The organism is Geothrix sp. SG200 (assembly GCF_022808935.1).
GTDB classification, from domain to species: Bacteria; Acidobacteriota; Holophagae; order Holophagales; family Holophagaceae; genus Geothrix; species Geothrix alkalitolerans.
In genome coordinates this window covers 52,279-73,366 of record NZ_JAKZFR010000001.1, presented here as the reverse complement: position 1 = coordinate 73,366, position 21,088 = coordinate 52,279, and the positions used below count along the sequence as shown (strand labels likewise).

General features: G+C 69.8%; 19 protein-coding genes. 13 read left to right on the top strand and 6 right to left on the bottom strand.

What is annotated here, in order from left to right; translation table 11 throughout:
- Positions 1-29 precede the first annotated feature (29 nt).
- The 5 genes from ML539_RS00335 to ML539_RS00315 all read left to right on the top strand — a co-directional run bounded on the left by ML539_RS00335 (position 30) and on the right by ML539_RS00315 (position 4,538).
- Positions 30-284: a GlsB/YeaQ/YmgE family stress response membrane protein gene (locus ML539_RS00335; protein ID WP_243319553.1), complete on the top strand. Its 255-nt coding sequence runs from the start codon at positions 30-32 to the stop codon at positions 282-284.
- Positions 284-1,228, top strand: coding sequence for a DUF4126 domain-containing protein (locus ML539_RS00330; protein ID WP_243319551.1), 945 nt, complete (start codon positions 284-286; stop codon positions 1,226-1,228). Before ML539_RS00335 ends, ML539_RS00330 begins: the two co-directional genes overlap by 1 nt.
- 128 nt (positions 1,229-1,356) lie before the next feature.
- Entirely contained in the window at positions 1,357-1,752 is a 396-nt protein-coding gene (locus tag ML539_RS00325) for a LysM peptidoglycan-binding domain-containing protein (RefSeq protein WP_243319549.1), read from the top strand.
- A 136-nt stretch (positions 1,753-1,888) separates the two neighbouring features.
- A complete protein-coding gene (locus ML539_RS00320; protein WP_243319547.1) occupies positions 1,889-3,931 on the top strand; it encodes a M13 family metallopeptidase in 2,043 nt (680 codons plus the stop codon).
- A 16-nt stretch (positions 3,932-3,947) separates the two neighbouring features.
- Complete coding sequence (locus ML539_RS00315; protein ID WP_243319545.1) at positions 3,948-4,538, top strand: isochorismatase family protein; 591 nt, start codon at positions 3,948-3,950, stop codon at positions 4,536-4,538.
- A 7-nt stretch (positions 4,539-4,545) separates the two neighbouring features.
- On the opposite strand, the gene ML539_RS00310 is transcribed toward ML539_RS00315, so the two are convergent.
- Positions 4,546-5,796: a VCBS repeat-containing protein gene (locus ML539_RS00310; RefSeq protein ID WP_243319543.1), complete on the bottom strand. Its 1,251-nt coding sequence runs from the start codon at positions 5,794-5,796 to the stop codon at positions 4,546-4,548.
- Positions 5,797-5,905: 109 nt separating this feature from the next.
- Between ML539_RS00310 and ML539_RS00305 the strand changes: the two genes are divergently transcribed.
- Positions 5,906-6,535, top strand: coding sequence for a uracil-DNA glycosylase family protein (locus tag ML539_RS00305; protein WP_243319542.1), 630 nt, complete (start codon positions 5,906-5,908; stop codon positions 6,533-6,535).
- Here ML539_RS00305 and ML539_RS00300 read toward each other — a convergent pair.
- From ML539_RS00300 to ML539_RS00290, 3 genes are read right to left on the bottom strand one after another with little or no spacing between them, the layout of a single operon-like run.
- Positions 6,502-6,852, bottom strand: coding sequence for a helix-turn-helix transcriptional regulator (locus ML539_RS00300; protein WP_243319539.1), 351 nt, complete (start codon positions 6,850-6,852; stop codon positions 6,502-6,504). The two genes, ML539_RS00305 and ML539_RS00300, sit on opposite strands and share 34 nt — an antisense overlap.
- Before the next feature lie 21 nt (positions 6,853-6,873).
- Complete coding sequence (locus ML539_RS00295) at positions 6,874-7,392, bottom strand: permease (protein WP_243319538.1); 519 nt, start codon at positions 7,390-7,392, stop codon at positions 6,874-6,876.
- A complete protein-coding gene (locus ML539_RS00290) occupies positions 7,389-7,862 on the bottom strand; it encodes a hypothetical protein (RefSeq protein WP_243319535.1) in 474 nt (157 codons plus the stop codon). The genes ML539_RS00295 and ML539_RS00290 overlap by 4 nt, the downstream gene beginning before the upstream one ends.
- Positions 7,863-8,077: 215 nt before the next feature.
- Between ML539_RS00290 and ML539_RS00285 the strand changes: the two genes are divergently transcribed.
- From ML539_RS00285 to ML539_RS00275, 3 genes are all read left to right on the top strand, one after another.
- Positions 8,078-10,876: a pitrilysin family protein gene (locus ML539_RS00285; protein ID WP_243319533.1), complete on the top strand. Its 2,799-nt coding sequence runs from the start codon at positions 8,078-8,080 to the stop codon at positions 10,874-10,876.
- Positions 10,877-11,008: 132 nt separating this feature from the next.
- Entirely contained in the window at positions 11,009-12,829 is a 1,821-nt protein-coding gene (locus tag ML539_RS00280) for an RluA family pseudouridine synthase (RefSeq protein ID WP_243319530.1), read from the top strand.
- A gap of 34 nt (positions 12,830-12,863) precedes the next feature.
- Positions 12,864-13,319, top strand: a complete 456-nt coding sequence (locus tag ML539_RS00275) for a hypothetical protein (RefSeq protein ID WP_243319528.1) — start codon at positions 12,864-12,866, stop codon at positions 13,317-13,319.
- Between the two features lie 15 nt (positions 13,320-13,334).
- Here the strand turns inward: ML539_RS00275 and ML539_RS00270 are convergent, their stop codons facing one another.
- Positions 13,335-13,643: a 4a-hydroxytetrahydrobiopterin dehydratase gene (locus ML539_RS00270; protein ID WP_243319526.1), complete on the bottom strand. Its 309-nt coding sequence runs from the start codon at positions 13,641-13,643 to the stop codon at positions 13,335-13,337.
- A gap of 28 nt (positions 13,644-13,671) precedes the next feature.
- Between ML539_RS00270 and ML539_RS00265 the strand changes: the two genes are divergently transcribed.
- Entirely contained in the window at positions 13,672-14,448 is a 777-nt protein-coding gene (locus ML539_RS00265) for a 3-oxoacyl-ACP reductase family protein (protein ID WP_243319524.1), read from the top strand.
- A 315-nt stretch (positions 14,449-14,763) separates the two neighbouring features.
- Here ML539_RS00265 and folD read toward each other — a convergent pair whose 3' ends face one another.
- Positions 14,764-15,678 (bottom strand): bifunctional methylenetetrahydrofolate dehydrogenase/methenyltetrahydrofolate cyclohydrolase FolD, encoded by a 915-nt coding sequence (gene folD / locus ML539_RS00260; protein WP_243319521.1) that lies wholly within the window; start codon positions 15,676-15,678, stop codon positions 14,764-14,766.
- Positions 15,679-15,921: 243 nt separating this feature from the next.
- Between folD and ML539_RS00255 the strand changes: the two genes are divergently transcribed.
- Genes ML539_RS00255 through infB form a run of 3 tightly spaced genes read left to right on the top strand, consistent with a single transcriptional unit; the run spans position 15,922 to position 20,980 of the window.
- Positions 15,922-16,491, top strand: coding sequence for a ribosome maturation factor RimP (locus ML539_RS00255; protein WP_243319520.1), 570 nt, complete (start codon positions 15,922-15,924; stop codon positions 16,489-16,491).
- Between the two features lies 1 nt (position 16,492).
- Complete coding sequence (gene nusA / locus ML539_RS00250; RefSeq protein WP_243319517.1) at positions 16,493-17,821, top strand: transcription termination factor NusA; 1,329 nt, start codon at positions 16,493-16,495, stop codon at positions 17,819-17,821.
- 57 nt (positions 17,822-17,878) lie between these two features.
- Positions 17,879-20,980, top strand: coding sequence for a translation initiation factor IF-2 (gene infB, locus ML539_RS00245; protein ID WP_243319515.1), 3,102 nt, complete (start codon positions 17,879-17,881; stop codon positions 20,978-20,980).
- Positions 20,981-21,088: the final 108 nt, after the last annotated feature.

Genomic DNA, 21,088 nt, shown 5'->3' with positions numbered 1-21,088 from the left:
CATCAACCAAACCCATCGGGGAGGTCTGCATGCTCCACCTCATCTGGACCTGCATCATCGGTCTCATCGCCGGCGCCGTGGCGAAGCTCCTCATGCCCGGCAAGGATCCGGGCGGGTGGATCGTCACCATGGTCCTCGGCATCGCGGGCTCCTTCCTGGGCACCTGGATCGGCCGGGCCGTGGGCCACTACCAGGAAGGCCAGGGCGCGGGCTTCCTCATGTCCGTGGTGGGCGCGGTGATCCTCCTGGGGGTCTACCACCTGTATAAACGGTTCACGGCTTGATGGGCCCAGCGCAGACCCTGGCGGCCATCCTCGGCCTCTCCACGGTCTCCGGCATCAACCTCTACCTCACGGTGCTCCTGGTGGGCGCCGGGCAGCGTTACGGCTGGATCCACGGCCTGCCCCCGGATCTGGCTGTCCTGAGCCACCCGGTGGTGCTGGGGACCGCGGCCCTTTTGTTTCTCCTGGAGTTCCTGGCGGACAAGGTGCCCTTCGTCACGCCCATCTGGGACGGCCTCCACACCTTCATCCGACCCCTGGGCGGCGCCCTCCTGGCTCTTGGGGCCGCGGGCGAGCTGCATCCCGTGGCCAAGGTGCTGGCCCTGCTGGCAGGCGGCGCCATCGCCCTGGGCACCCACGGCAGCAAGATGGGGGTACGCCTGCTCGCCCACACCGCGCCGGAGCCCACCAGCCACGGCGTCCTCAGCGTGGCGGAGGACATGGGTGTCGTCGGCCTCCTGGCCCTGGCCTACAGCCACCCGGCCATCGCCCTGCCCGTGCTCGGCGCGGTGCTGGTGGCCACGGCCCTCCTCGTGCCATTGCTGGCTCGGGCCCTGGTGTTCGTGCTCACGGGCTTCCGTGGGGCGGTGCGCTCCCTGGTGGGGCGCGGAAGCCGCGACGAGGTCCCCCTCTGGGCGGAGCTGAAGGCCCTGGAGCTGGCGCCCACCCGCCCCACGGAGATCCTGCCCTGCTTCGCCCGGCGGGTGAAGGGTCTGCCGCGGTTCCATGGCGCCTTCCTCGTGCAGGCGGGCGGGAGCTGGCACCTGGTCTACCGGCGCTGGTTCCGCACTCGCAGCCTCGCCTTCGACGCCGCCGCCGGTCCAGCCCGCACCATCCCTGGGCTTCTTTGGGATACCGCCATGTTCCTCGGGAATGGCAAGGTCCAGGTCCTGCTGGTGGGGCGGGACTGGCGCCACGCGCTCCCCGCTCCCGCAGCCAGCCCTTGACCCGCACCGATTGGCCGGCCCTGGAGGTTTCTCCGCCCCTTCCCTTCCCACCTCGGACGGACCACCGCCCATCCCCCAGGGCACACCCTCGTCACCTCCACCCCCAACCCTTTTCAAGGAGCCGCCCCATGGATCGCTTCGACCTTCTGAAGTCCGCCTACTCCCAGGCCCTGAGCATCGTGAATGGCCCGGGGTTCCAGGTCCACAACCTCCACCTGCAGGATGACAAGCTCTTCCTGAAGGCAAGTGCCGGATCAGATCAGCTAAAGAACGCGGTCTGGGACGCCCTGAAGACCGTGAACCCCAGCGTGGACGACGTGACCTGCGACATCGACGTGAATCCCGCCCTGGCTCCCAAGGAGGCCGCCTACGAAGTCCACTCTGGAGATTCACTTTCCAAGATCGCCAAGCGGTTCTATGGAGACGCGAACGCCTACCTGCGGATCTTCGAGGCGAACCGGGACCAGCTCAGCGATCCCGACAAGATCCAGGTGGGCCAGACGCTCCGCATCCCGTTGGACTGAGGTTTCCCCGGCCCTGCCCATCCCGCCCGGGGGGGTCCCCGACTCCCGGGCCAGGAGAGGTGGATCCGCCTCCGTGGACCCAGGACCTTCCCGTGGCGGACCTTTCAGTCCACCCTGGTAGGTCCTGAGGTACTCCATGCGCGGATCTTTGCCCCTCCTTTCCCTGTGTATCACCGTCCCCGCCCTTGTGGCGGCCCCGCCCAAGGCGGCGCCCCATGGGCTCGACCTGGCGGGCATGGACCGCACCGTGGCCCCCGGCGACGATTTCTTCGCCTACGCCAACGGGGCCTGGGTGAAGCGGACCGAGATCCCTGCGGACCGGGGATCCTACGGGGTCGGACGCGAGGTGGCGGACCTGACCGACCGCCGCACCGCCGCCCTGATCCGGGGAGCCGCCCAGGCGCCCGCAGGATCCGAGCTGCGCAAGGTCGGCGACTGCTACGCCAGCTTCATGGACCAGAAGCGGATCGAGGCCAGGGGCCTGTCGCCCCTCGGGCCCGCCTTCAAGGCCATCGCCGCCATCCAGGACCGCACCCAGCTGGCCCGCTACCTGGGCTCGACGCTGCGGGCGGACGTGGACCTACTGAACGCCACCAACTACCACACGGCCAACTTCCTCGGCCTCTGGGTGGCCCAGGATCTGGACCAGCCCGACCAGTACGCCCCCTTCCTCGTCCAGGGGGGACTCGGCCTACCCGAGCGCAGCTACTACCTGGACCCCTCCGAGGGCATGGCGGCCGTCCGCACCCAGTACACCACCCACGTGGCGGCCATGCTGAAGCTGGCCGGACTCTCCGGCGTGCTTGAACGCGCCACGGCGGTGGTGGACCTGGAAACCCGCATGGCCAAGGCCCACCTGGGCCGCGAGGAATCCGGCGACATCCCGAAGGGGAACAACCACTGGCGCCGCGCCGACTTCGCCGCCAAGGCGCCGGGCCTGGACTGGGAGGCTTTCTTCGCCGCCGCAGGCCTGACGAAGCCGAGCGTGTTCGTGGTGTGGCAGCCGGGGGCGGTCACGGGACTGTCCGCCCTGACCGCCGAGGTGCCGCTGAGCGTCTGGCGGGACTACCTGGCCTTCCACGCCATCCAGCACGCCGCCCCGGTCCTGCCCAAGGCCGTGCGCGACCAGTCTTTCGCCTTCTACGGCAAGGTGCTGAGCGGCGCCTCTCAGCCCCGCGAACGCTGGACGGTGGCCGTGGACCTCACCAACCAGGCCCTGGGCGAGACCGTGGGGAAGGCCTATGTCTCGAAGTACTTCCCCCCCTCCGAGAAGATCCGGGCCGAGCGCATGGTGGCGAACATCAAGGGTGCCTTCCGCGTCCGCATCGAGCACCTGGACTGGATGTCCCCCGCCACCAAGGCCAAGGCCCTCGCCAAGCTCGAGGCGCTCCAGGTGAGCGTCGGCTACCCGGACCGCTGGCGCGACTACCGGCGCCTGAAGATCGTGCCGGGCGACGCCTTCGGCAATGCGGACCGGGCCGAGCGCTTCGAGTACGCACGCAACCTGGCCAAGCTCGGCAAGCCCATCGACCGCACGGAGTGGGTGATGAATCCCCAGCTCGTGAACGCCGTGAACCTGCCGGTGATGAACGCCCTCAACTTCCCGGCGGCCATCCTGCAGCCCCCATTCTTCGACCCGAAGCGGCCCATGGTCATGGACTACGGCGCCATCGGCGCGGTGATCGGGCACGAGATCAGCCACAGCTTCGACGACTCGGGCTCCCTCTTCGACGCCACAGGCAAGCTGGAGAACTGGTGGACCCCCGAGGACCTGAAGCACTTCCAGGCCTCCGCCGACCAGCTGGTGAAGCAGTTCGACGCCTACGAGCCCTTCCCGGGCCTGCACATCAAGGGCAAGCAGACCCTGGGAGAGAACATCGCGGATGTGGCCGGCCTCGCCGCCGCCTACGACGCCTACCGCCTGTCCCTGAAGGGCAAGGAGGCGCCCGTGGTCCAGGGGCTCACCGGCGACCAGCAGTTCTTCCTCAGCTACGCCCAGAGCTGGCGCGAGAAGACCCGCGAGCCCCAGCTGCGCCAGCAGATCCTCACGGACGGCCACGCCCCGGCCTCCTTCCGCCCCTACACCGTCCGGAACCTGGACGCCTGGTATCCCGCCTTCGGCGTGAAGCCGGACCAGAAGCTTTACCTGGCGCCCGCGGACCGCGTGAAGATCTGGTAGACCCCGGGAGATTCCCATGGCCCTGCTCGATTCCAGCCGCAGCATCCTCGTCGTCATCGACCTCCAGGGCAAGCTCGTGGGCATGGTCCACCGGCCGGCCCTGGTGCTGGAGGCCACGCGCCGCCTCATGCGGCTGGCGGACCTTTTCTCGGTGCCCGTGGTCCTCACCGAGCAGTACCCGAAGGGCATCGGCCCCACCGAGGAGAGCATCCGCGCCACCTACGACGCCCTGGCCACGCCGAAGTTCTTCCTGGAGAAGACCGCCTTCGGCTGCTGCGGCGACAGCGGCTTCGAGGCCCTGCTCAAGCAGGCCCGGCCCCACCTCGCCCGGGAGAAGCGCCAGATCGTGGTGGCGGGCATCGAGGCCCATGTCTGCGTGATGCAGACCGTGCTCGAGCTGCTGGGCTCGGGCCACGAGGTGCACCTCTGCTGGGACGCCGTCAGCGGCCGGGGCGAGGAGTACCGCCGCCACGCGCTGGACCGCATGGCCGCCGCCGGCGCCACACTCACCAACCACGAGTCCGTGGCCTTCGAGTGGGCCCGGGACAAGAACCACCCCCAGTTCAAGGCGCTGTCCGCGCTCATGAAGGAAGGGCAGCCCGGCTGAGCACCCTTCAGCGCAGCGCCCGAGGCGAGCTGAAGACACCGGGCGCCGTCTGGACCATCACGCTGGGCCCCTGGTTCAGGACCACGTCCGTGCGGCCATCGCCATCGACATCGCCGAGCGCGATGAAGTTGGATGACCCAGTCCCGTCCATGACGGCGCCCACCGCGAAGGCGCCCCGGCCGGCGGCGGACTGCAGGAGGACCGTCACCCTCGAGGGCATCGACAGAGACTGGTACACCAGCGAGATCACCGCGATGTCCGGCACGCCGTCGCCATTCAGGTCCCCGATGGCCACCTGGCGTGCCCCGTCGGCCACGGGAATGGCCGTGGCGGAGAAGGCGCCGGGCTGGTTCTGCAGGAAGACCGTCACGCTGGCCCCGCCCCGGCCGCCGTCTGGGGCATTCCCGGGGTTCGCCGCCACCAGGTCCATCCGGCCGTCGCCGTCGAGGTCCGCCGCGGCCACTCCATCGAGCCGCTGGCCCGGGGCGAGGAAGATCGGCGGCGCGAAGCCTCCGCCCGCCTGCCGCAAGAGCAGGGCCAGGCCCCCCGAGCCCGCCAGCACCAGGTCCGATCGGCCGTCGCCATCGACATCCGCCGCCACCAGGTCGCTGAACCCCTGCCCGGCCGCCACAGGCACCGAGACCGCCGGCAGGAAGGCGCCCGGTGAGTCCGGAGCCTGCGCCAGCAGGAGCATGCGGCCGTTGACACGCACCCCGTCCGCCACGGCCAGGTCCGCCCGGCCATCTCCCGTCAGATCCGCCACCGTTGCGGCTTCCGCCGCCCCACCGGTCTGGATCCAGGCTTGAGGGAGGAAACGCCCCGGCATCACGGGGTCCTGCCGGAGCACGATCAGCCCGCCACTGTCCCCCGGGGTGTTCAGTTGCGGGGGTGTGGAGGCGGGAACGGCCACGACGAGATCCGGCCGTCCATCCCCGTCCAGGTCTCCCGCCGCCAGGCCCCAGGGATCGAAGGCCAGGGGGTAGGCGGCCGGCGCGGCAAACCCGCCCGCCGCGTCCCGGAGGAAGACCTGCACGCTGCTCCGGTGCGTTCCGCCGTCGATCAGAGTGGCGGGAACCGCCACATCCGCCCGGCCGTCCCTGTTCAGGTCCGCCACCACCACCTGGCCCCAGACCCAGAAGGGCGGGATCGCCACTTCCCCGTCTCCGCCACCACCCCCGCAGGCCGGTCCGAGCAGCAGGGCCGCCGCTCCCGCCAGCAGGGCGGCTCCCTTCTCGAGGTTCTCCGCGAGTCGCCCCACGATCCACCTCCCCCTGAGCTTCCCGGTCCGGGTCCGCAGCCCGCCTCTGGTGGAAGGGCGTTCTCCACGCGGCGGGACCACTGCAGAATGTACGCCTTCAGGAAGCGCCATGCCCCGCATTCAAGGTCGACCCGTCCCCGCCCTCTTTCCCGACGCCGGGCCGGTCACCGTCATGCTCTTCGGCGAAGCCCCCGGGCCCCGGGGCGCGGACCAGTCGGGCCTTCCCTTCTGGGGCGACGGCGCGGGCGTCACCGTCTACCGAGCCTTGACAGCCACGCACCGGGCCGACGTGCCTGCGGCAGCCTGGGAAGACTGGGACGGCGCCCGCTTCAAGGCCCTGGGCCTGGCCCCGCGCCTCATCGGCACGGCCCTCAGCAACGCCTACCCCGCCTGCCCCACGAAGGATGGCGAGCACTTCCATGCCCCCTCCAACCGCGACCTGCTGGACCCGGCCAACCTGGCTCGACTGGAGGCGGAGCTGGTGCGGGCCTCGCAAGGTGGCGCTTCCACCCTGCGCGTCATCGCCTTCGGGAAACGGGCGCAGTGGGTGCTCTCGCGGCTGGAGGGCGCGCCCCCCTTCGAGCTGCACGCCCTTCCCCACCCCAGCGCCCAGGGCCTGCTGCAGGCCGCGCCGGGCAAGGGGAAAGGCCTGCGGCTGGAGGATCTCCGCGCCGAGTGGGAGGCCCGGCTCCGGCGGCTTCTCGATCAGGATCGGCCGGAACGCCGCACCTTCGCATAGCCGTCCAGGAAGCCCTGGAGGAAGCCAAGCCGCTGGCGGATGTCCGTCTCCCAGAAGCCAAGCCGCTCCCAGCCGAGGGGCGTCAGTTCGTAGATCTTCCGGGCGGGGCCGCGAGTGCCCGTGTCCCAGTGGGCCGTCACCTCCCCTGCGGCATCCAGGGCCTGGAGCGTCCGGTAGATGGCACCGGGATCGCCCTTGAAGTCCGTGAACCGCGCGTGGAGCGCTCCCCGGATGGCATGCCCGTGCAGGGGACCGTCCGTGAGGGCCAGCAGGATGAAGGCGGGCAGGTGGCGGGCGTGGCGGTGGGCGGCGGGCATGGGATGAAGGGAAGTGTACTCTCAGCGCGCTCCTTGGCGCGTTGATCGACGCTCCAGCCGCTCCATGAGGAACCCGCAGCCGAGGATACCGGGGACGGTGAGGACGAGGCGGGTCAAGGCGAAGCGCGGGCCCAGGAAGGCGCTCTCCAGCATCAGCATGGGCACTTTGATGGTGGCCCAGGCGCCCAGGAAGATGACCAGGTTGGCGGTCCGGGCCCCCTTCTCCCGGAGGGACAGGCCCAGGGGGAAGGCCGCGTAGATGGGCCCCGCCGCCGCCGTGCCCAGCAGCATGGCGAAGGCCACCCCCCGGAGGCCTGAACCTGGCCCCAGGCTCCGCTCCACCACCGCCCGGGGAACCCAGGCGTCGAACAGGGCCAGGAGGACCAGCACCGCAGGCAGGATGGCCAGGATCTGGCCGAAGCCCCGCAGGCCCCCCTTGGCCGAGGCGACCGCAAGGCCCGGGAACCGCCAGGCCAGGCCGAAGTGGACCGCCGCAACGGCCGCCAGGATCCAGAGGACGGGACGCCAGGTCCGGCTCACAGCAGCACCCCCATGGTCGCCCCGATGGTCAGGGCCAGGACCAGGCTCAGGGCCTGCCTCCGGAAGGTGAACGCCCGGCCGAAGGCCTTGACCTCCAGCGGCGCGGTGAGGAACCCCACCATGGTGAGGGTGGTGATGAAGCTGGCGAGGGCGGGAAGGCTGGCGCCCATGCGGTGGAGCGTCCCCGCCAAGGGGTACGCCACCGGCGACGGGATCGTGATCAGGGCGCCCAGGCCTGACAGGAGGAAGAAGCCCGCGGCCCCGTGCTCCTGGAACAGCCGCGCCACGGCCTGGGGCGAGATCAGCGCCGTGGCCAGCCCGATGCCCGCGGTCAGCCCCAGGAGCGACGGAAGCAGGCCGAGCCAGGACCGCCACGCCGCCTCCATGGCCTTGCGGGTACGGGCCCGGTCCTTCCGGGCGGACAGGAGGAGGCCGGACAAGGCCAGCGCAAGCAGGATGAGGGAAGACATGAGGGTGGACTCCACTTTGAACATCTAGATGTTTATGACATCTAGATGCATAAACATGATTCCTTCCGTCCCTCCTGTCAACCTTCCCCCTGCCCGGTCTTAGGCCGAGGGGTGGAACCTCGGGCCAGAGCTAAACATTTCTTAACAAGCGCATCTCTGCATGCCGCGTAATCTGAGGGTCTCCCATCGGGAATCTTTCACAACTTGGAGGTCACATGCCCTTCTCCCGTCGATTGATGCTGCCCCTCTGTGGGGCCCTGGCCATGGCGCTGGTGGCGGGGGACGCCCCCAAGCCCGCCAAGCCCCAGAAAGCCGCCGCGGCCAAGGTCGCCAAACCGTCGAATCTGGCCGGGCCCGTGCAGGTGACGACGGTGGAGGGCATCACCGAGTACCGCCTGGCCAACGGCCTGCGGGTGCTCCTCTATCCCGACGCGAGCAAGCCCACCATCACGACCAACATCACCTACCTGGTGGGCAGCCGGCAGGAACACTACGGCGAGACGGGCATGGCCCACCTGCTGGAGCACATGCTCTTCAAGGGCACGAAAGCGCGGCCGGACACCTGGAAGATCCTCAACGAGCTGGGCGGCGACGCCAACGGCACCACCAACTTCGACCGCACCAACTACTACGTTTCCTTCCCGGCCTCCGAGGAGAACCTGAAGAAGGCGCTGGATCTGGAAGCGGACCGGATGCTGAACTGCACCTTCACGGCCGAGACGCTCTGGGGGAAGGACGGCAAGAGCGGCGAGATGACCGTCGTCCGCAACGAGTTCGAGTCCGGCGAGAACAGCCCCTTCCGCACCACCATCCTGCGCGTGATGTCCGCGGCCTACGACTGGCACAACTACGGGAAGCCGGTCATCGGGGCCCGCAGCGACATCGAGCATGTGAACGTGGCCCACCTCCGGGCCTTCTACACGAAGTACTACCAGCCGGACAACGCGGTCCTGATGGTGGCGGGACAGTTCGACGGGCCGAAGACCCTGGCCTACGTCAACGCCACCTTCGGGCGGCTGCCGAAGCCGACCCGGACCCTGGAGCCCACCTACACCGTGGAGCCCGTCCAGGACGGCGAGCGGCTGGTGACCATCCGGCGCGTGGGCGGCACCCCGCTCCTGGTGGCCGGGTACCACGTCCCCCCCTCCGCCCAGGCGGATCGCAGCGCCACGGATCTGGCGGCGGCCATCCTCACGGACGCGCCCAGCGGCCGCCTCTACAAGGCCCTGGTGGAGACCAAGCTCGCGGCCCAGGTCATTCCCCTCTCCTTCTCCACCTACGAGCCCGGCCTCCAGATGTTCGGCGTGATGCTGCCGAAGGACGGGGACGTGGAGAAGGTGAAGGCCATTCTCCTGCACGAGGTGGAGGGCTTGAAGGACACCCCCCTCACCCAGGCCGAGCTGGACCGCGCCAAGGCCCAGGTCCAGAAGGGCATCGACCAGACCCTCTCCAACACCAAGAACATGGCCATCAGCCTCAGCGAGGCCATGGCCACCGGCGACTGGCGGGAGTGGTTCCTGGATCGCGACCGCACGCTGTCCGCCACCCTCGAGCAGGTCCAGAAGGCCGCGGTGACCTACTTCAAGCCCAGCAACCGCACCCTCGGGGAGTACCTCCCCACGGAGAAGCCGGACCGCACCGAGGTTCCCGGCGTGCCCGACGTCGCGGCGGATGTGAAGGGCTACACCGGCAAGCAGACCATCGCCCAGGGTGAGGCCTTCGACGCCACCCCGGAGAACGTGGACCGCCGCACGCTGCGCTTCACCGCTCCCAACGGCCTGAAGGGCGCCCTGCTGTCCAAGAAGACCAAGGGCAGCATGGCCTCGGTGCAGCTCACCCTGCGATTCGGGCAGGAGTCCACGCTGCGGGAGAAGCAGGCCGTGCCGGACCTCACGGGCGCCATGCTCATGCGCGGCACCCTCAAGCACTCGCGCCAGGAGCTTGCCGACGCCTTCGACCGGCTGAAGGCGGAGGTGATGGTCACGGGCAGTGCCACGTCCGCCAATGCCCGAATCAAGGTGCCTCGGGAGAACCTGGCCGCCACGCTGAAGCTCGTGGCCGAGGTGCTGCGCGAACCCGCCTTCCCCGCCTCCGAGCTGGACACCCTCGTGAAGCAGCAGACCACGGGCATCGAGTCCCAGCGCCAGGAGCCCCAGGCCAAGGCCATGGAGTTCCTGGGCCAGACCCTGGACGCCTACCCCGCCGGCCACCCCTCGGCCTACCGGTCCCTGGAGACCCGGATCCAGGACCTGAAGGCGGCCAAGGTGGAGGACCTCAAGGCCTTCCACGCCGCCTTCTACGGCGCGGACCACGCCACCTTCGCCGCCTCGGGCGACTTCGACGCCAAGGAGCTCCAGGCCCTCGTGACCGACCTCTTCGGCGCCTGGAAATCCGCCTCGGCCTACGCGCGCATCCCCGCGCGGATGAAGGAGGTCCCCGGCCAGTCCAAGGTCCTTGAGACGCCTGACAAGCAGATGGCCATCTTCCTGGCCGTGGAGCGCTGGGCCATGAAGGACACGGACCCCGACTACCCGGCCTTCCTCATGGCCAACCAGATCCTCGGGGGCGGTACCCTGAAGAACCGCCTCGGTGATCGCCTCCGCCAGAAGGAGGGCTTCAGCTACGGGGCCGGATCCTACGCCAACGTCAGCAGCCAGGATCCCGTGACCTCCTGGCAGGCCTACGCCATCTACGCGCCCCAGAACGCAGCGAAGCTGGAGGCGGCCTTCCAGGAGGAACTGCAGAAGGCCCTGAAGGACGGCTTCACCCAGGAGGAGCTGGACTTCGCCCGCAAGACCTGGCTGCAGGGCGAGCAGACCGAGCGGCAGGACGACCGCGCGATCGCCGGCTGGCTGAACACCTCCCTCTACCTGGACCGTCCCGTGCGCTTCCAGGCGGAGCTGGAGGCCAAGGTCCAGGCCCTCAGACTCGACGAGGTCAACGCCGCCCTCCGCAAGCACCTGGACCCCGCAAAGCTCGTCATCGTGAAGGCGGGAGACTTTTCAAAGAAGTAGTCTTCCCCGCGCCAGCAAAATGGGGAGCGGCGAGCCGCTCCCCATTTTGCTAGGTGGGGAAAGCGTTTCATGGTCTTCTGGATGTCCGCTCGGCGTTGACAGTGACGGGGGGCGATGACGGAGGGCGTCGCCATGGCACGCATCGAACGGGAATGGCAGGCGGAGCAGGAGGGCGCGGCCCTGGCTTCAGAACTGCACAAGGTGATGGTCATCAGCCACCGGCAGGCCAAGGGCTTCATCGACGGGCGCTGCGTGACGGTGAACGGCGAGACCGCCGAGAAGCACGGCCACCGGCTCAAGGCCGGGGACACGGTGAAGGTGGTCTTCGATCCCGAGCTCACCTACGAGGTGCTGCCGGCGCCGAGGAAGCTGAATTCCGGCCCCTACGAGACGCTGTGGGAGGACAACCACCTGCTCTTCGTGTTCAAGCCCGCGGGCCTGCTGACGGTGCCGGCTGAACAAGGCGGAGAGCCCAGCCTGGCGGAAGCCATCACCGAGTCCTACCGCCGCCGCGGCTTCAAGCGGTTCAACCTCTTCATCGTCCACCGCCTCGACCGCTTCACCAGCGGCGTGCTGGTCTTCGCCAAGACCCCCGAGGCCCTGCACGGCCTCAAGAAGCACTTCGAGCTGCACCGCCTCCAGCGCGTCTACTTCGCCATCCTCGTGGGCGAACTGCCGGAGAACAGCGGCACCCTGGCGGGTCACCTCATCGAGCACGCCAAGTCCCTGAAGATGTCCGTGGCCAAGGTCCGCAAGGGCCCCGGCGGCGGCAAACGCATGCCCGCCGGCGCCAAGGAGGCCGTCACCCACTACCGCGTGATCGAGCGTCTGCCCGGTCATACCGTGGTGGAAGTGCGCCTGGAGACCGGCCGCCGCAACCAGATCCGCGTGCAGTTCGCGGACCGCGGCTTCCCCCTGCTGGGCGACCAGGTCTACGGCACCGAGAGCCCCCTGCTGGATCGCCAGGCCCTCCACGCCGAGCTGCTGGGCTTCAAGCATCCCGTCACCGAGGAGCAGGTCACGGTGACGGCCCCCATGCCCGCGGACATGGAGGCGGCCCTCAAGGCCCTTCGGAATTCCGCCCGCCTGCAGCGCGCCGCCACGGGCGCCAAGGGCGAGGAGGGCATCTTCCAGCCCACCGAGAGCCGCGACCACAAGCTCAAGCGCGTGGCCCGCGCCAAGCGGTTCGATGAGCGGGAAGCGCCCGTACGTCCACGCCCCATCAATGGCGACGAGCGGCCCCGCCGTCCCTTCACCCCCGGCGACCGCCCGGCCCGGCCCCGCCGTGACGAGGGCGACGAACGTCCGCGCCGCAGCTTCGGCTCCACCGAGCGCCCCGCCCGCCCGCGGCGCGACGACAGCGACGAGCGGCCCCGCCGTCCCTTCACCCCCGGCGACCGCCCGGCCCGGCCTCGCCGCGAGGAGAGTGACGAACGTCCTCGCCGCAGCTTCGGTTCCACCGAGCGCCCCGCCCGCCCGCGGCGCGACGACAGCGATGAGCGGCCCCGCCGTCCCTTCACCCCCGGCGACCGCCCGGCCCGGCCTCGCCGCGAGGAGAGTGACGAACGTCCTCGCCGCAGCTTCGGTTCCACCGAGCGCCCCGCCCGCCCCCGGCGCGACGACAGCGACGAGCGGCCCCGCCGTCCCTTCACCCCCGGCGACCGTCCGGCCCGGCCCCGCCGTGACGAGGGCGACGAACGTCCGCGCCGCAGCTTCGGCTCCGCCGAGCGCCCCGCCCGCCCGCGGCGCGACGACAGCGACGAGCGGCCCCACCGGCCCTTCACCCCCGGCGACCGCCCAGCCCGGCCCCGCCGCGACGAGGGCGACGATCGTCCGCGCCGCAGCTACAGCGCCACCAGCCGCCCGGCAGGCCCGCGCCGCGAAGGCCCCGGTGGACGCCCCGCAAGCAAGCCCGGTCCGCGTACCGGGAAACCCAAGCCCCGGAAGTCCTGAGGAACCGCATCCCGACTCGGCTCACCCCACTTCCATGCGCCTCTGCTGGCTCGGTGTCGTCCTCACGCCCTTCCTGGCGGCCCAGGAGGTGGGAACTCTGGATCTGCACACGGATCTGGGCACCGATCCCATCGTGCATCTCCGCCTCGTCCAGCCCGGGTGCTGGGGCAGCCTGATCCTGCATGCAGCCCCCCGGCCCCTGCGGGCCCCCCAGCGGGGCACCGCTGGGGGGCCCGCAGGGGCCACGGTGGAGGTGTGGGATCTGGCCTACCAGGACACACCTCGGCGCGAGGCCTTCAACCTCACGCTCAAGGCTTTGCGGGATCGCCTGGTCCGGGCCTTTGCGGCCCCGCCGCCCAGCCACGGGAAGATCGAATTGAGCGAGCTGGTCGCGTCGGATCCCTCGAACCCCCAGCAGCTGGACCTCACCAAGGTGCAGTCCATGCAGGAGCGGTTCAATCCACCGCCCCGCACCTCACCGGCGCAGTGAGACCGTGTCTCCTGCCTAGATGTGCTCCTGGTACATCCGGTCCAGGGCCTCGGCCAAGTCCAGGTCCCGCTGGGTGACCCCGCGGCTCACATGGGTGGTGAGGACCGCCACGACCCAGCGGTAACCGAGGGTCAGATCCGGGTGGTGATTCACCTTTTCGGCATGCTCCGCGGCGGCCATGACGAAGCCCAGGCCTCGCGGGTAGGCGGAGAAAACATAGCGGCGCCGGAGGGTCAGGCCATGGGCATCCCCCTGTGCGACCCAGTCGGGATGCGCCTTCAGGAAGGCCTCCATGGCGTCAGGGCTGACCAGATCCTTGGACATGCTTTCCCCCATGGGGCATCCTAATCCGTTGCCCTGGAATCGCGCCATGCCCTTCAACCAGCCACCCCTGCTCGGCCGCATCGCCTTCGTCACCGGTTCCTCCCGGGGCATCGGCCGGGCCATCGCCGTGGAGCTGGCCCGATGGGGCGCGGACGTGGTGGTGCACGCCCAGAAGAACCAGGACTTGGCAGAGGCCGTGGCGGCGGAGGTCCGCGGCATGGGCCGCCGGGCCATGGCCGTGCTGGCCGACGTCCGCGCGAAGGCCGAGCTGGAAGCTGCCGCCGACCGCGTGAAGGCCGAACTGGGACCCGTGGACATCCTCGTGAACAACGCCGGGACGCGGAAGGATGGCCCCTTCATCCTCATGGGCGACGCGAAGTGGGAGGAGGTCATGGACGTGAACCTCCGGGGTACCGTGTACGCCACCAAGGCCTTTGTGCGGGGCATGATGGCCCGCAAGTGGGGGCGCGTCGTCAACATCGTGAGCCCCACCGGCATCATCGGCATGGCCGGCCAGACCAACTACGGCGCCAGCAAGGGTGCCGTCATGTCCCTCACCAAGAGCCTGGCCCGCGAGGTGGCCCCCTTCGGCGTCCTGGTGAACGCCGTGAATCCCGGGTTCATCCACACCGAGCTGACGGCAGACGTCTCGGAGGAGGCCAAGCGCGACCTCCTCGCCCCCACCATCCTCAAGCGCGAAGGCGAGCCCGAGGAGGTCGCCAGCGTCGTGGCCTTCCTCTGCTCCGACTGGGCCAGCTACATGAGCGGCCAGATCATCAACGTGGATGGCGGGCTCTGCCCCTGACCGACCGCCGGGTGACGGAGCAGGCTCCGGGGGAGCCTGCGGAGTCGGGCCCCGGCGAGGAGGTCACGCCACAGGAACACGGAGCAACAGAGCAGGCTCCGGGGGAGCCCGCGAAGTCGGGACCCCGCGAGGAGGTCATGCCACAGGAACGCAGGGCAACGGAGCAGGCTCCGGGGGAGCCTGCGGAGTCGGGCCCCGGCGAGGAGGTCACGCCACAGGAACGCAGGGCAACGGAACAGGCTCCGGGGGAGCCTGCGAAGTCGGGACCCGGCGAGGAGGTCATGCCACACGACCGTCAGGGGCGAAGCACGTCCCTCAGCCTGGCTGATTCGCCGCCTGGAGGGTGTTGGTCAGCAGGCCCGCGATGGTGAGGGGGCCGACGCCGCCGGGGACGGGCGTCACGGCGGAGGCCACCTGCATGGCCTCGCCGTAGCGCACGTCGCCGCAGAGGACGGCGCCCTTGGCCATCAGTGTCTCCAGCTTCTTGGGCTCGGCGGCGAAGATGCGCTCGCCCAGGACGAGGTCGTCCACGCGGTTGATGCCCACGTCCACCACCACAGCGCCCGGCTTGATCCAGGAGCCCTCCACGAGGCCCGGCTTGCCCACGGCGGCCACCAGCAGGTCCGCCTCGCGGCAGACGGCGGGCAGGTCCCTGGTGCGGCTGTGGGCGATGGTCACGGTGGCGTGCTTCTCGAGCAGCATGAGGGCCATGGGCTTGCCCACGATCTCGCTGCGGCCCAGCACCACGGCCCGCAGGCCCTTCAGCTCCAGGCCATGGTGGGCCAGGAGGGACATGCAGGCGCTGGGCGTGCAGGGGCGCAGGCCCGGCAGGCCCTCCAGCAGGAGGCCCTGGTTCACCGGGTGGAAGCCGTCCACGTCCTTGGCGGGACTGATGCGGTGCAGGGCCCGCTTGGAATCCAGGCCCTTGGGCAGGGGCAGCTGCACCAGGATCCCGTCCACCCCGGGATCGGCGTTCAGGCGGTCGATGAGGTCGTCCAGCACGGCCTGGGGCGTGTCCGCGGCCAGCCGGTGTTCCAGGGAGGTGATGCCCACCTTGGCACAGGCCGCCGACTTGTTCCGCACATAGACGTGGCTGGCGGGATCGTCGCCCACCAGCACCACGGCCAGGGCCGGGGCGCGCTTCCCTTCAGCCAGCCGGGCCTCCACGCCCTGGCGAACCACCTCCAGCATGCGGTCCGCATGCGCCTTGCCGTCCAGCACCTGAGCCATGGGCCATCCTTCCCGGGTAAAAGGGGACCCGCCAGCCCCCAATCCAGCCTACCAGCCGGCCCGGCCCTCCGAGGGCGGGCCCGCCGAGGGCCGGGGCCCGGCACCCCCGGATGCGTTCCCGGCCTTGAGAACCCTTGCACATCGCGCTAGACTCATAGGTCAATTCGGCCATGGCCTCCCGGACTCGGGTGCCAAGACTGGGTGGGTTCGGCCCACCTTTTTTGTTGTTGACCCGGAGCCTTCGTGGATCTGAAGAAAGCGCAACCCCTCCTCGAGCGTCAGCTGGCCCTGCTGGGCTATGAGCTGGTGCACCTGGAGCTGGCCCGCGAAGGCCGGGACGAGGTGCTGCGCCTCTACATCGACCACCTGGATGGCGCCACCAGCGGCCGCAGGGTCACCCTGGACGACTGCACCGCCGCCCACGAGGGCCTGCTGCTCTGGATGGACGTGGAGTTCCCCGACCTGCGGGAGAAGCTCGGCGTCGAGGTCAGCAGCCCGGGCATGGAGCGCCCCCTGGTCAAGGCCGAGCACTTCCGCCGCTTCGCAGGCCGGCTCTGCCGCGTTCAGACCGCCGCGCCCATCAACGGCCAGAAGCGCTTCAAGGGCTGGATCGGCCCCGTGGAGGGCGCCAGCGTCACCCTGGAAGAGGACGGCGTCCTCAAGAGCATTCCCCTTGAGTCCATCCAGAAGGCGCGCCTGGCGCCCTTCGATGAGGACAAGACCCCGCGGCCGAAGCACCTGGCCGCCCGTTTGACTGAAGTACCCGATGCCGATGGCGTAGAGACAAGCGCCGTCGAGGACGAGGAGGCCTGAGATGGCGAACGTGGCAACGACCTTTTTCGACAGCGTGAAGATGATCGCCGCCGAGAAGGGCATCAACGAGGAAGATGTCTTCGCGGCGGTGGAGGAGGCCCTGGCCAAGGCCGCGGACAAGTTCTTCAATGCCCAGGATTTCTACGGCAACTTCCAGGCCCAGATGGACCGGGAGACCGGCGAGTTCCACGTCTACGCCCTGAAGCAGGTGGTGGCCGAGGTCGAGGAGGAGGACCTGGAGATCAGCCTGGCGGAAGCCCAGACGCTGAACCCGGACGCGGCCGAGGGCGACACCCTCTGGCTGCCCCAGGACACCAGCCAGCTCGGCCGCATCGCCGCCCAGGCCGCCAAGCAGGTGCTGGTGCAGAAGGTCCGCGAGGCCGAACGCGAGCGCATCTTCACCGAGTTCGCCGACCGCATCGGCGAGGTGGTGGTGGCCGAGGTCAAGCGCTTCGAGAAGAGCGCCATCATCCTCGAGATCGACCGCGTCGAGGCCATGCTGCGCCGCTCCGAGGCGCTGCGCGGCGACCGCTTCGACAAGGGCCAGCGCATCAAGGTCGTCATCGTGAGCGTCGACCGCAGCGCCAAGGATCCCCAGGTGCAGGTCAGCCGCACGGATCCGCGGCTGCTCATCAAGCTCTTCGAGAACGAGGTGCCCGAAATCCACGACGGCACCGTGGTCATCCGCAACTGCGTGCGCGAGGCCGGCGACCGGGCCAAGGTGGCCGTCCACAGCCTCGATCCGGATGTCGATCCCGTGGGCGCCTGCGTGGGCCTCAAGGGCAGCCGCGTGCAGGCCATCATCCGCGAGCTGAAGAACGAGAAGATCGACATCGTGCGCTTCTCGGATGACGCGGCCCAGTTCATCGCCAACGCCCTGAACCCCGCCAAGTCCATCCGGGTGAACCTGGTGGACCCCGAGGCCCACCGGGTCGAGGTGGTCGTGGACGACGAGCAGCTCAGCGTCGCCATCGGCAAGCGGGGCCAGAACGTCCGCCTGGCCGCCAAGCTCACGGGCTGGAACATCGACGTCCGCAGCGAGGCCGACAAGCGCCGCGAGGCCGAAGTCGCCATGGGCCTGGCCCTCCCGGAGATGGGCGCCGAGGCGGCCCCCGCCGCCGAAGCCGCCGCCCCCGCCTCCACCCTGCTGGACGAGATCCAGGCCGAGGGGCTGGACGCCGCCCTCGCCGACCGACTGGCCGCCGCGGGCTATTCCGATGCCAAATCCCTTTACACTGTCACTGCCGAGCAGCTCATGCAGGTGGAAGGCATGGATCAGGATCTGGCCTTCCGTCTCATCGATGCCGTGCAGGCGTACTTCGGGGAGTAGGCTGTAGTCCTGCAGCCCTTCCCGTTTCCCACCCCCAGGCCGAGGTAATCCCCTTACATGCTGCGTATCAACCAACTCGCCAAAGAGCTCGGAGTCGCCAACCAGGAGGTCATCGAGGCCTGCGAGAAGCGTCTGGGCCTCCAAGGGAAGAGCCACAGCTCCAACCTCACCGATGACCAGGCGGACCAGCTGCGCCGAGCCTTCCAGGGCAAGCACAAGGGGGAGACCGAAGCGCCCCCCCTCGCGCTGCACAAGCCCTCCGCCGCCGTGAAGGTGGTGAAGGGGCCCGCTCCGGTCTCCCCCCGTCCCGAGCCCCCGGTCGAGGCCCCCAAGGCCGCGCCCGCCGTGCTGGTGAAGAAGGCCGAGCCCAAGCCTGAAGCCCGGCCCGAGCCCCAGCCCGAACCGAGCCCCGAGCCGCAGGCGGCGGCCCCCGCGGCCACGCCCGCTCCCCAGACGAAGCCGACCGAGCCCGCCCCGGCTCCGGTGCCCGCTCCGGCTGCGCCCGCAGCTCCGGCCGCCACGGCTCCGGCCGCCGCGCCAGCCCCGGCCGAGGCCCAGACGGCCCAGGCAGAGGCGCCGAAGGAGACCTTCTCCCGCCTGAAGGTGTCCACGGGCGCCGCGCCCGCCCCCCGCGAAGAGAAGCCTGCCCGCTACATCCAGCTTCCGCCCACCCGGCCCGCGGGCGCCCCGGCGCCCCAGCGTCCGGCCCAGCCCTCCGCGGCCCAGGGCTCCGGTCCCCGCCCCGAAGCGGGCGCCCGGCCCATTGTCCAGCGGCCCGGCCAGGCCCCCGCGCCTAGGGACGTCCAGCGCTCCGGCATGCCCCAGAAGGAGAAGGCCGTTCTCCAGATGGCCACCAACACGGGCCGCGGCGAGGTGCGCCACGACGCCCCCGCCCCCGTGACCCCCAGCCGGCGTCCCTACATTCCGCCCGCCATCACTGAGCTGCGCCCGGACCAGGGCTTCAGCCGCATCAAGACCTCGGACACCCCGGCCCCGGCGCCCCGGTCCACGGAACCTGCCCGCTACATCCAGCTGCCCCAGGCGCGCCCTGCGCCCGGCAGCCGCCCCAGCGGCCCCGGCGGTCGTCCGGGCGGCCCCGGCAGCCGTCCCGGCGGCCCCGGCCGTCCTGGCATGGGTCCCCGTCCCGGCGGCCCCGGCCGTCCCGGCATGGGCTCCCGCCCCGGCGGCCCCGGTCGCGGCCCCTCCATCCCGGCCTCGGGCCCCATCGACCCCAACAGCCAGAAGGGCCCCGGTCGCGGCGCCCACGTGGGCGGCAAGAAGAAGAAGGGCGGCTACGTCCGGAGCAAGGAGGAGGAACTCGACCTCAAGCTCCGCCAGCCCCGCTCCCGCGCCCAGCAGGTCGCCAGCGAGTACATCGAGGAGGAGATCGGCATCGTCATGCTCTCCGAGGGCGTGACGGTCAAGGAACTCGCCGAGAAGTGCAATCGGCCCGCCAAGGATGTGGTCGCCAAGCTGCTCCATCGGGGCATCTTCGCCACCATCAACCAGCCCCTCGACACCGAGATGGCCAAGGACATCGCCCGCGAGTTCGGCTACCTGGCCGACATCGTCTCCTTCGAGGAGGACGTGCAGATCGCCGCGGATGAGTCCGGAGAGGTGGCGGGCGAGAAGCTGTCCCGTCCCCCGGTCGTCACCATCATGGGCCACGTCGACCACGGCAAGACCTCGCTGCTGGACGCCATCCGCAAGACCAAGGTGGCCGCGGGCGAAGCCGGCGGCATCACGCAGCACGTGGGGGCCTACCACGTGGCCGTGAAGGACCCGAACACCGGCGAGAAGCGCAAGGTGGTCTTCCTCGACACGCCGGGTCACGAGGCGTTCACCAAGATGCGCGCCCGGGGCGCCAAGGTCACGGACATCGCCGTCCTGGTGGTGGCCGCCGACGACGGCGTCATGCCCCAGACCGTGGAGTCCATCAACCACGCCAAGGCCGCGGACGTCCCCCTGGTCGTCGCCATCAACAAGATCGACAAGCCCGGCGCCAATCCGGACAAGGTCCAGCAGGGCCTGCTCCAGTACGGCGTCCAGACCGAGGCCTACGGCGGCGACGTGCCGGCCGTCCTCGTCAGCGCCAAGACCCAGCAGGGCCTCGACGACCTGCTCGAGACGCTGCTCCTCGTGGCGGACCTCAAGGAGCTGAAGGCCGTCTACGACTGCCCGGCCGCCGGGTCCATCATCGAAGGCCGCCTGGATCGGGGCCGCGGCCCCGTGGCCACGGTCCTCGTGCAGCGCGGCACTCTGAAGGCCGGCGACATCTTCGTGGCCGGCGCCACCATGGGCCGCGTCCGCGCCATGTTCGACTACCTGGGCCAGCGCGTCACCGAGGCCGAGCCGTCCACCGCGGTGCAGATCCTCGGCTTCGAGGAAGTGCCCAGCGCCGGCGACAACTTCCAGGTGGTGGAGGACGAAGGCAAGGCCCGCACCATCGTCTCCTTCCGCCAGGAGAAGGCCAAGCAGGCGGCCCAGCAGAAGCAGCGCGCCACGCTGGAGACCCTGTTCAGCACCCTCAAGGACGGCCAGGTCAAGGAACTGCCCCTGATCATCAAGGCGGACACCCAGGGCTCGGTCGAATCGCTGGTGGGCCAGCTGGAGCGCCTCAGCACCGAGAAGGTTCGGGTGCGCATCATCCACAGCGCCGCTGGCACCGTCACCGAGAACGACGTGCTCCTCGCCGAGGCCTCCAAGGCCACCATCATCGGCTTCCAGACCCGGGCCGAGAAGAAGACCGAGGAGCTCGCCCACGAGGAGGGCGTGGACCTTCGCTTCCACGACATCATCTACAAGGTCACGGAAGAAGTCGAACAGGCCATGGTTGGCATGCTGGACGCCACCGAGAAGGAGACCGTCCACGGCCAGGCCGAGGTGCGCCAGCTCTTCAAGATTGGCAAGGCCGTCATCGCCGGCTCCTTCGTCACCGAGGGCAAGGTCCAGAAGGCGAACAAGGTCCGCGTGAAGCGCGGTGAGGAGGTCCTCTTCGAGGGCGGCATCAAGAACCTCAAGCGCTTCAAGGAGGACGTGACCGAGGTGAAGAACGGCCTCGACTGCGGCATCTCCCTCGACGGCTTCGACGAGCTGAAGGAAGGGGACATCCTCGAGTTCTTCAGCAAGGAGAAGGTGATCGCGACGTCACTGAGTTGAGGCAATCCGCGCTTCGCGCAGATCGGAAACGGGCCCGCTTTGCGGGCCCGTTTTTATTGATTTTCATAATTGACTCAATGGTGTTTAAATATTGAATACATTGGTGTA

Coding starts and splice junctions, on each gene's coding strand:
- ML539_RS00335 (WP_243319553.1), top strand. CDS start 30: ATGCTCCACCTCATCTGGACCTGCATCATCGGTCTCATCGCCGGCGCC.
- ML539_RS00330 (WP_243319551.1), top strand. CDS start 284: ATGGGCCCAGCGCAGACCCTGGCGGCCATCCTCGGCCTCTCCACGGTC.
- ML539_RS00325 (WP_243319549.1), top strand. CDS start 1,357: ATGGATCGCTTCGACCTTCTGAAGTCCGCCTACTCCCAGGCCCTGAGC.
- ML539_RS00320 (WP_243319547.1), top strand. CDS start 1,889: ATGCGCGGATCTTTGCCCCTCCTTTCCCTGTGTATCACCGTCCCCGCC.
- ML539_RS00315 (WP_243319545.1), top strand. CDS start 3,948: ATGGCCCTGCTCGATTCCAGCCGCAGCATCCTCGTCGTCATCGACCTC.
- ML539_RS00305 (WP_243319542.1), top strand. CDS start 5,906: ATGCCCCGCATTCAAGGTCGACCCGTCCCCGCCCTCTTTCCCGACGCC.
- ML539_RS00300 (WP_243319539.1), bottom strand. CDS start 6,852: ATGCCCGCCGCCCACCGCCACGCCCGCCACCTGCCCGCCTTCATCCTG.
- ML539_RS00290 (WP_243319535.1), bottom strand. CDS start 7,862: ATGTCTTCCCTCATCCTGCTTGCGCTGGCCTTGTCCGGCCTCCTCCTG.
- ML539_RS00285 (WP_243319533.1), top strand. CDS start 8,078: ATGCCCTTCTCCCGTCGATTGATGCTGCCCCTCTGTGGGGCCCTGGCC.
- ML539_RS00280 (WP_243319530.1), top strand. CDS start 11,009: ATGGCACGCATCGAACGGGAATGGCAGGCGGAGCAGGAGGGCGCGGCC.
- ML539_RS00275 (WP_243319528.1), top strand. CDS start 12,864: ATGCGCCTCTGCTGGCTCGGTGTCGTCCTCACGCCCTTCCTGGCGGCC.
- ML539_RS00270 (WP_243319526.1), bottom strand. CDS start 13,643: ATGTCCAAGGATCTGGTCAGCCCTGACGCCATGGAGGCCTTCCTGAAG.
- folD (WP_243319521.1), bottom strand. CDS start 15,678: ATGGCTCAGGTGCTGGACGGCAAGGCGCATGCGGACCGCATGCTGGAG.
- nusA (WP_243319517.1), top strand. CDS start 16,493: ATGGCGAACGTGGCAACGACCTTTTTCGACAGCGTGAAGATGATCGCC.
- infB (WP_243319515.1), top strand. CDS start 17,879: ATGCTGCGTATCAACCAACTCGCCAAAGAGCTCGGAGTCGCCAACCAG.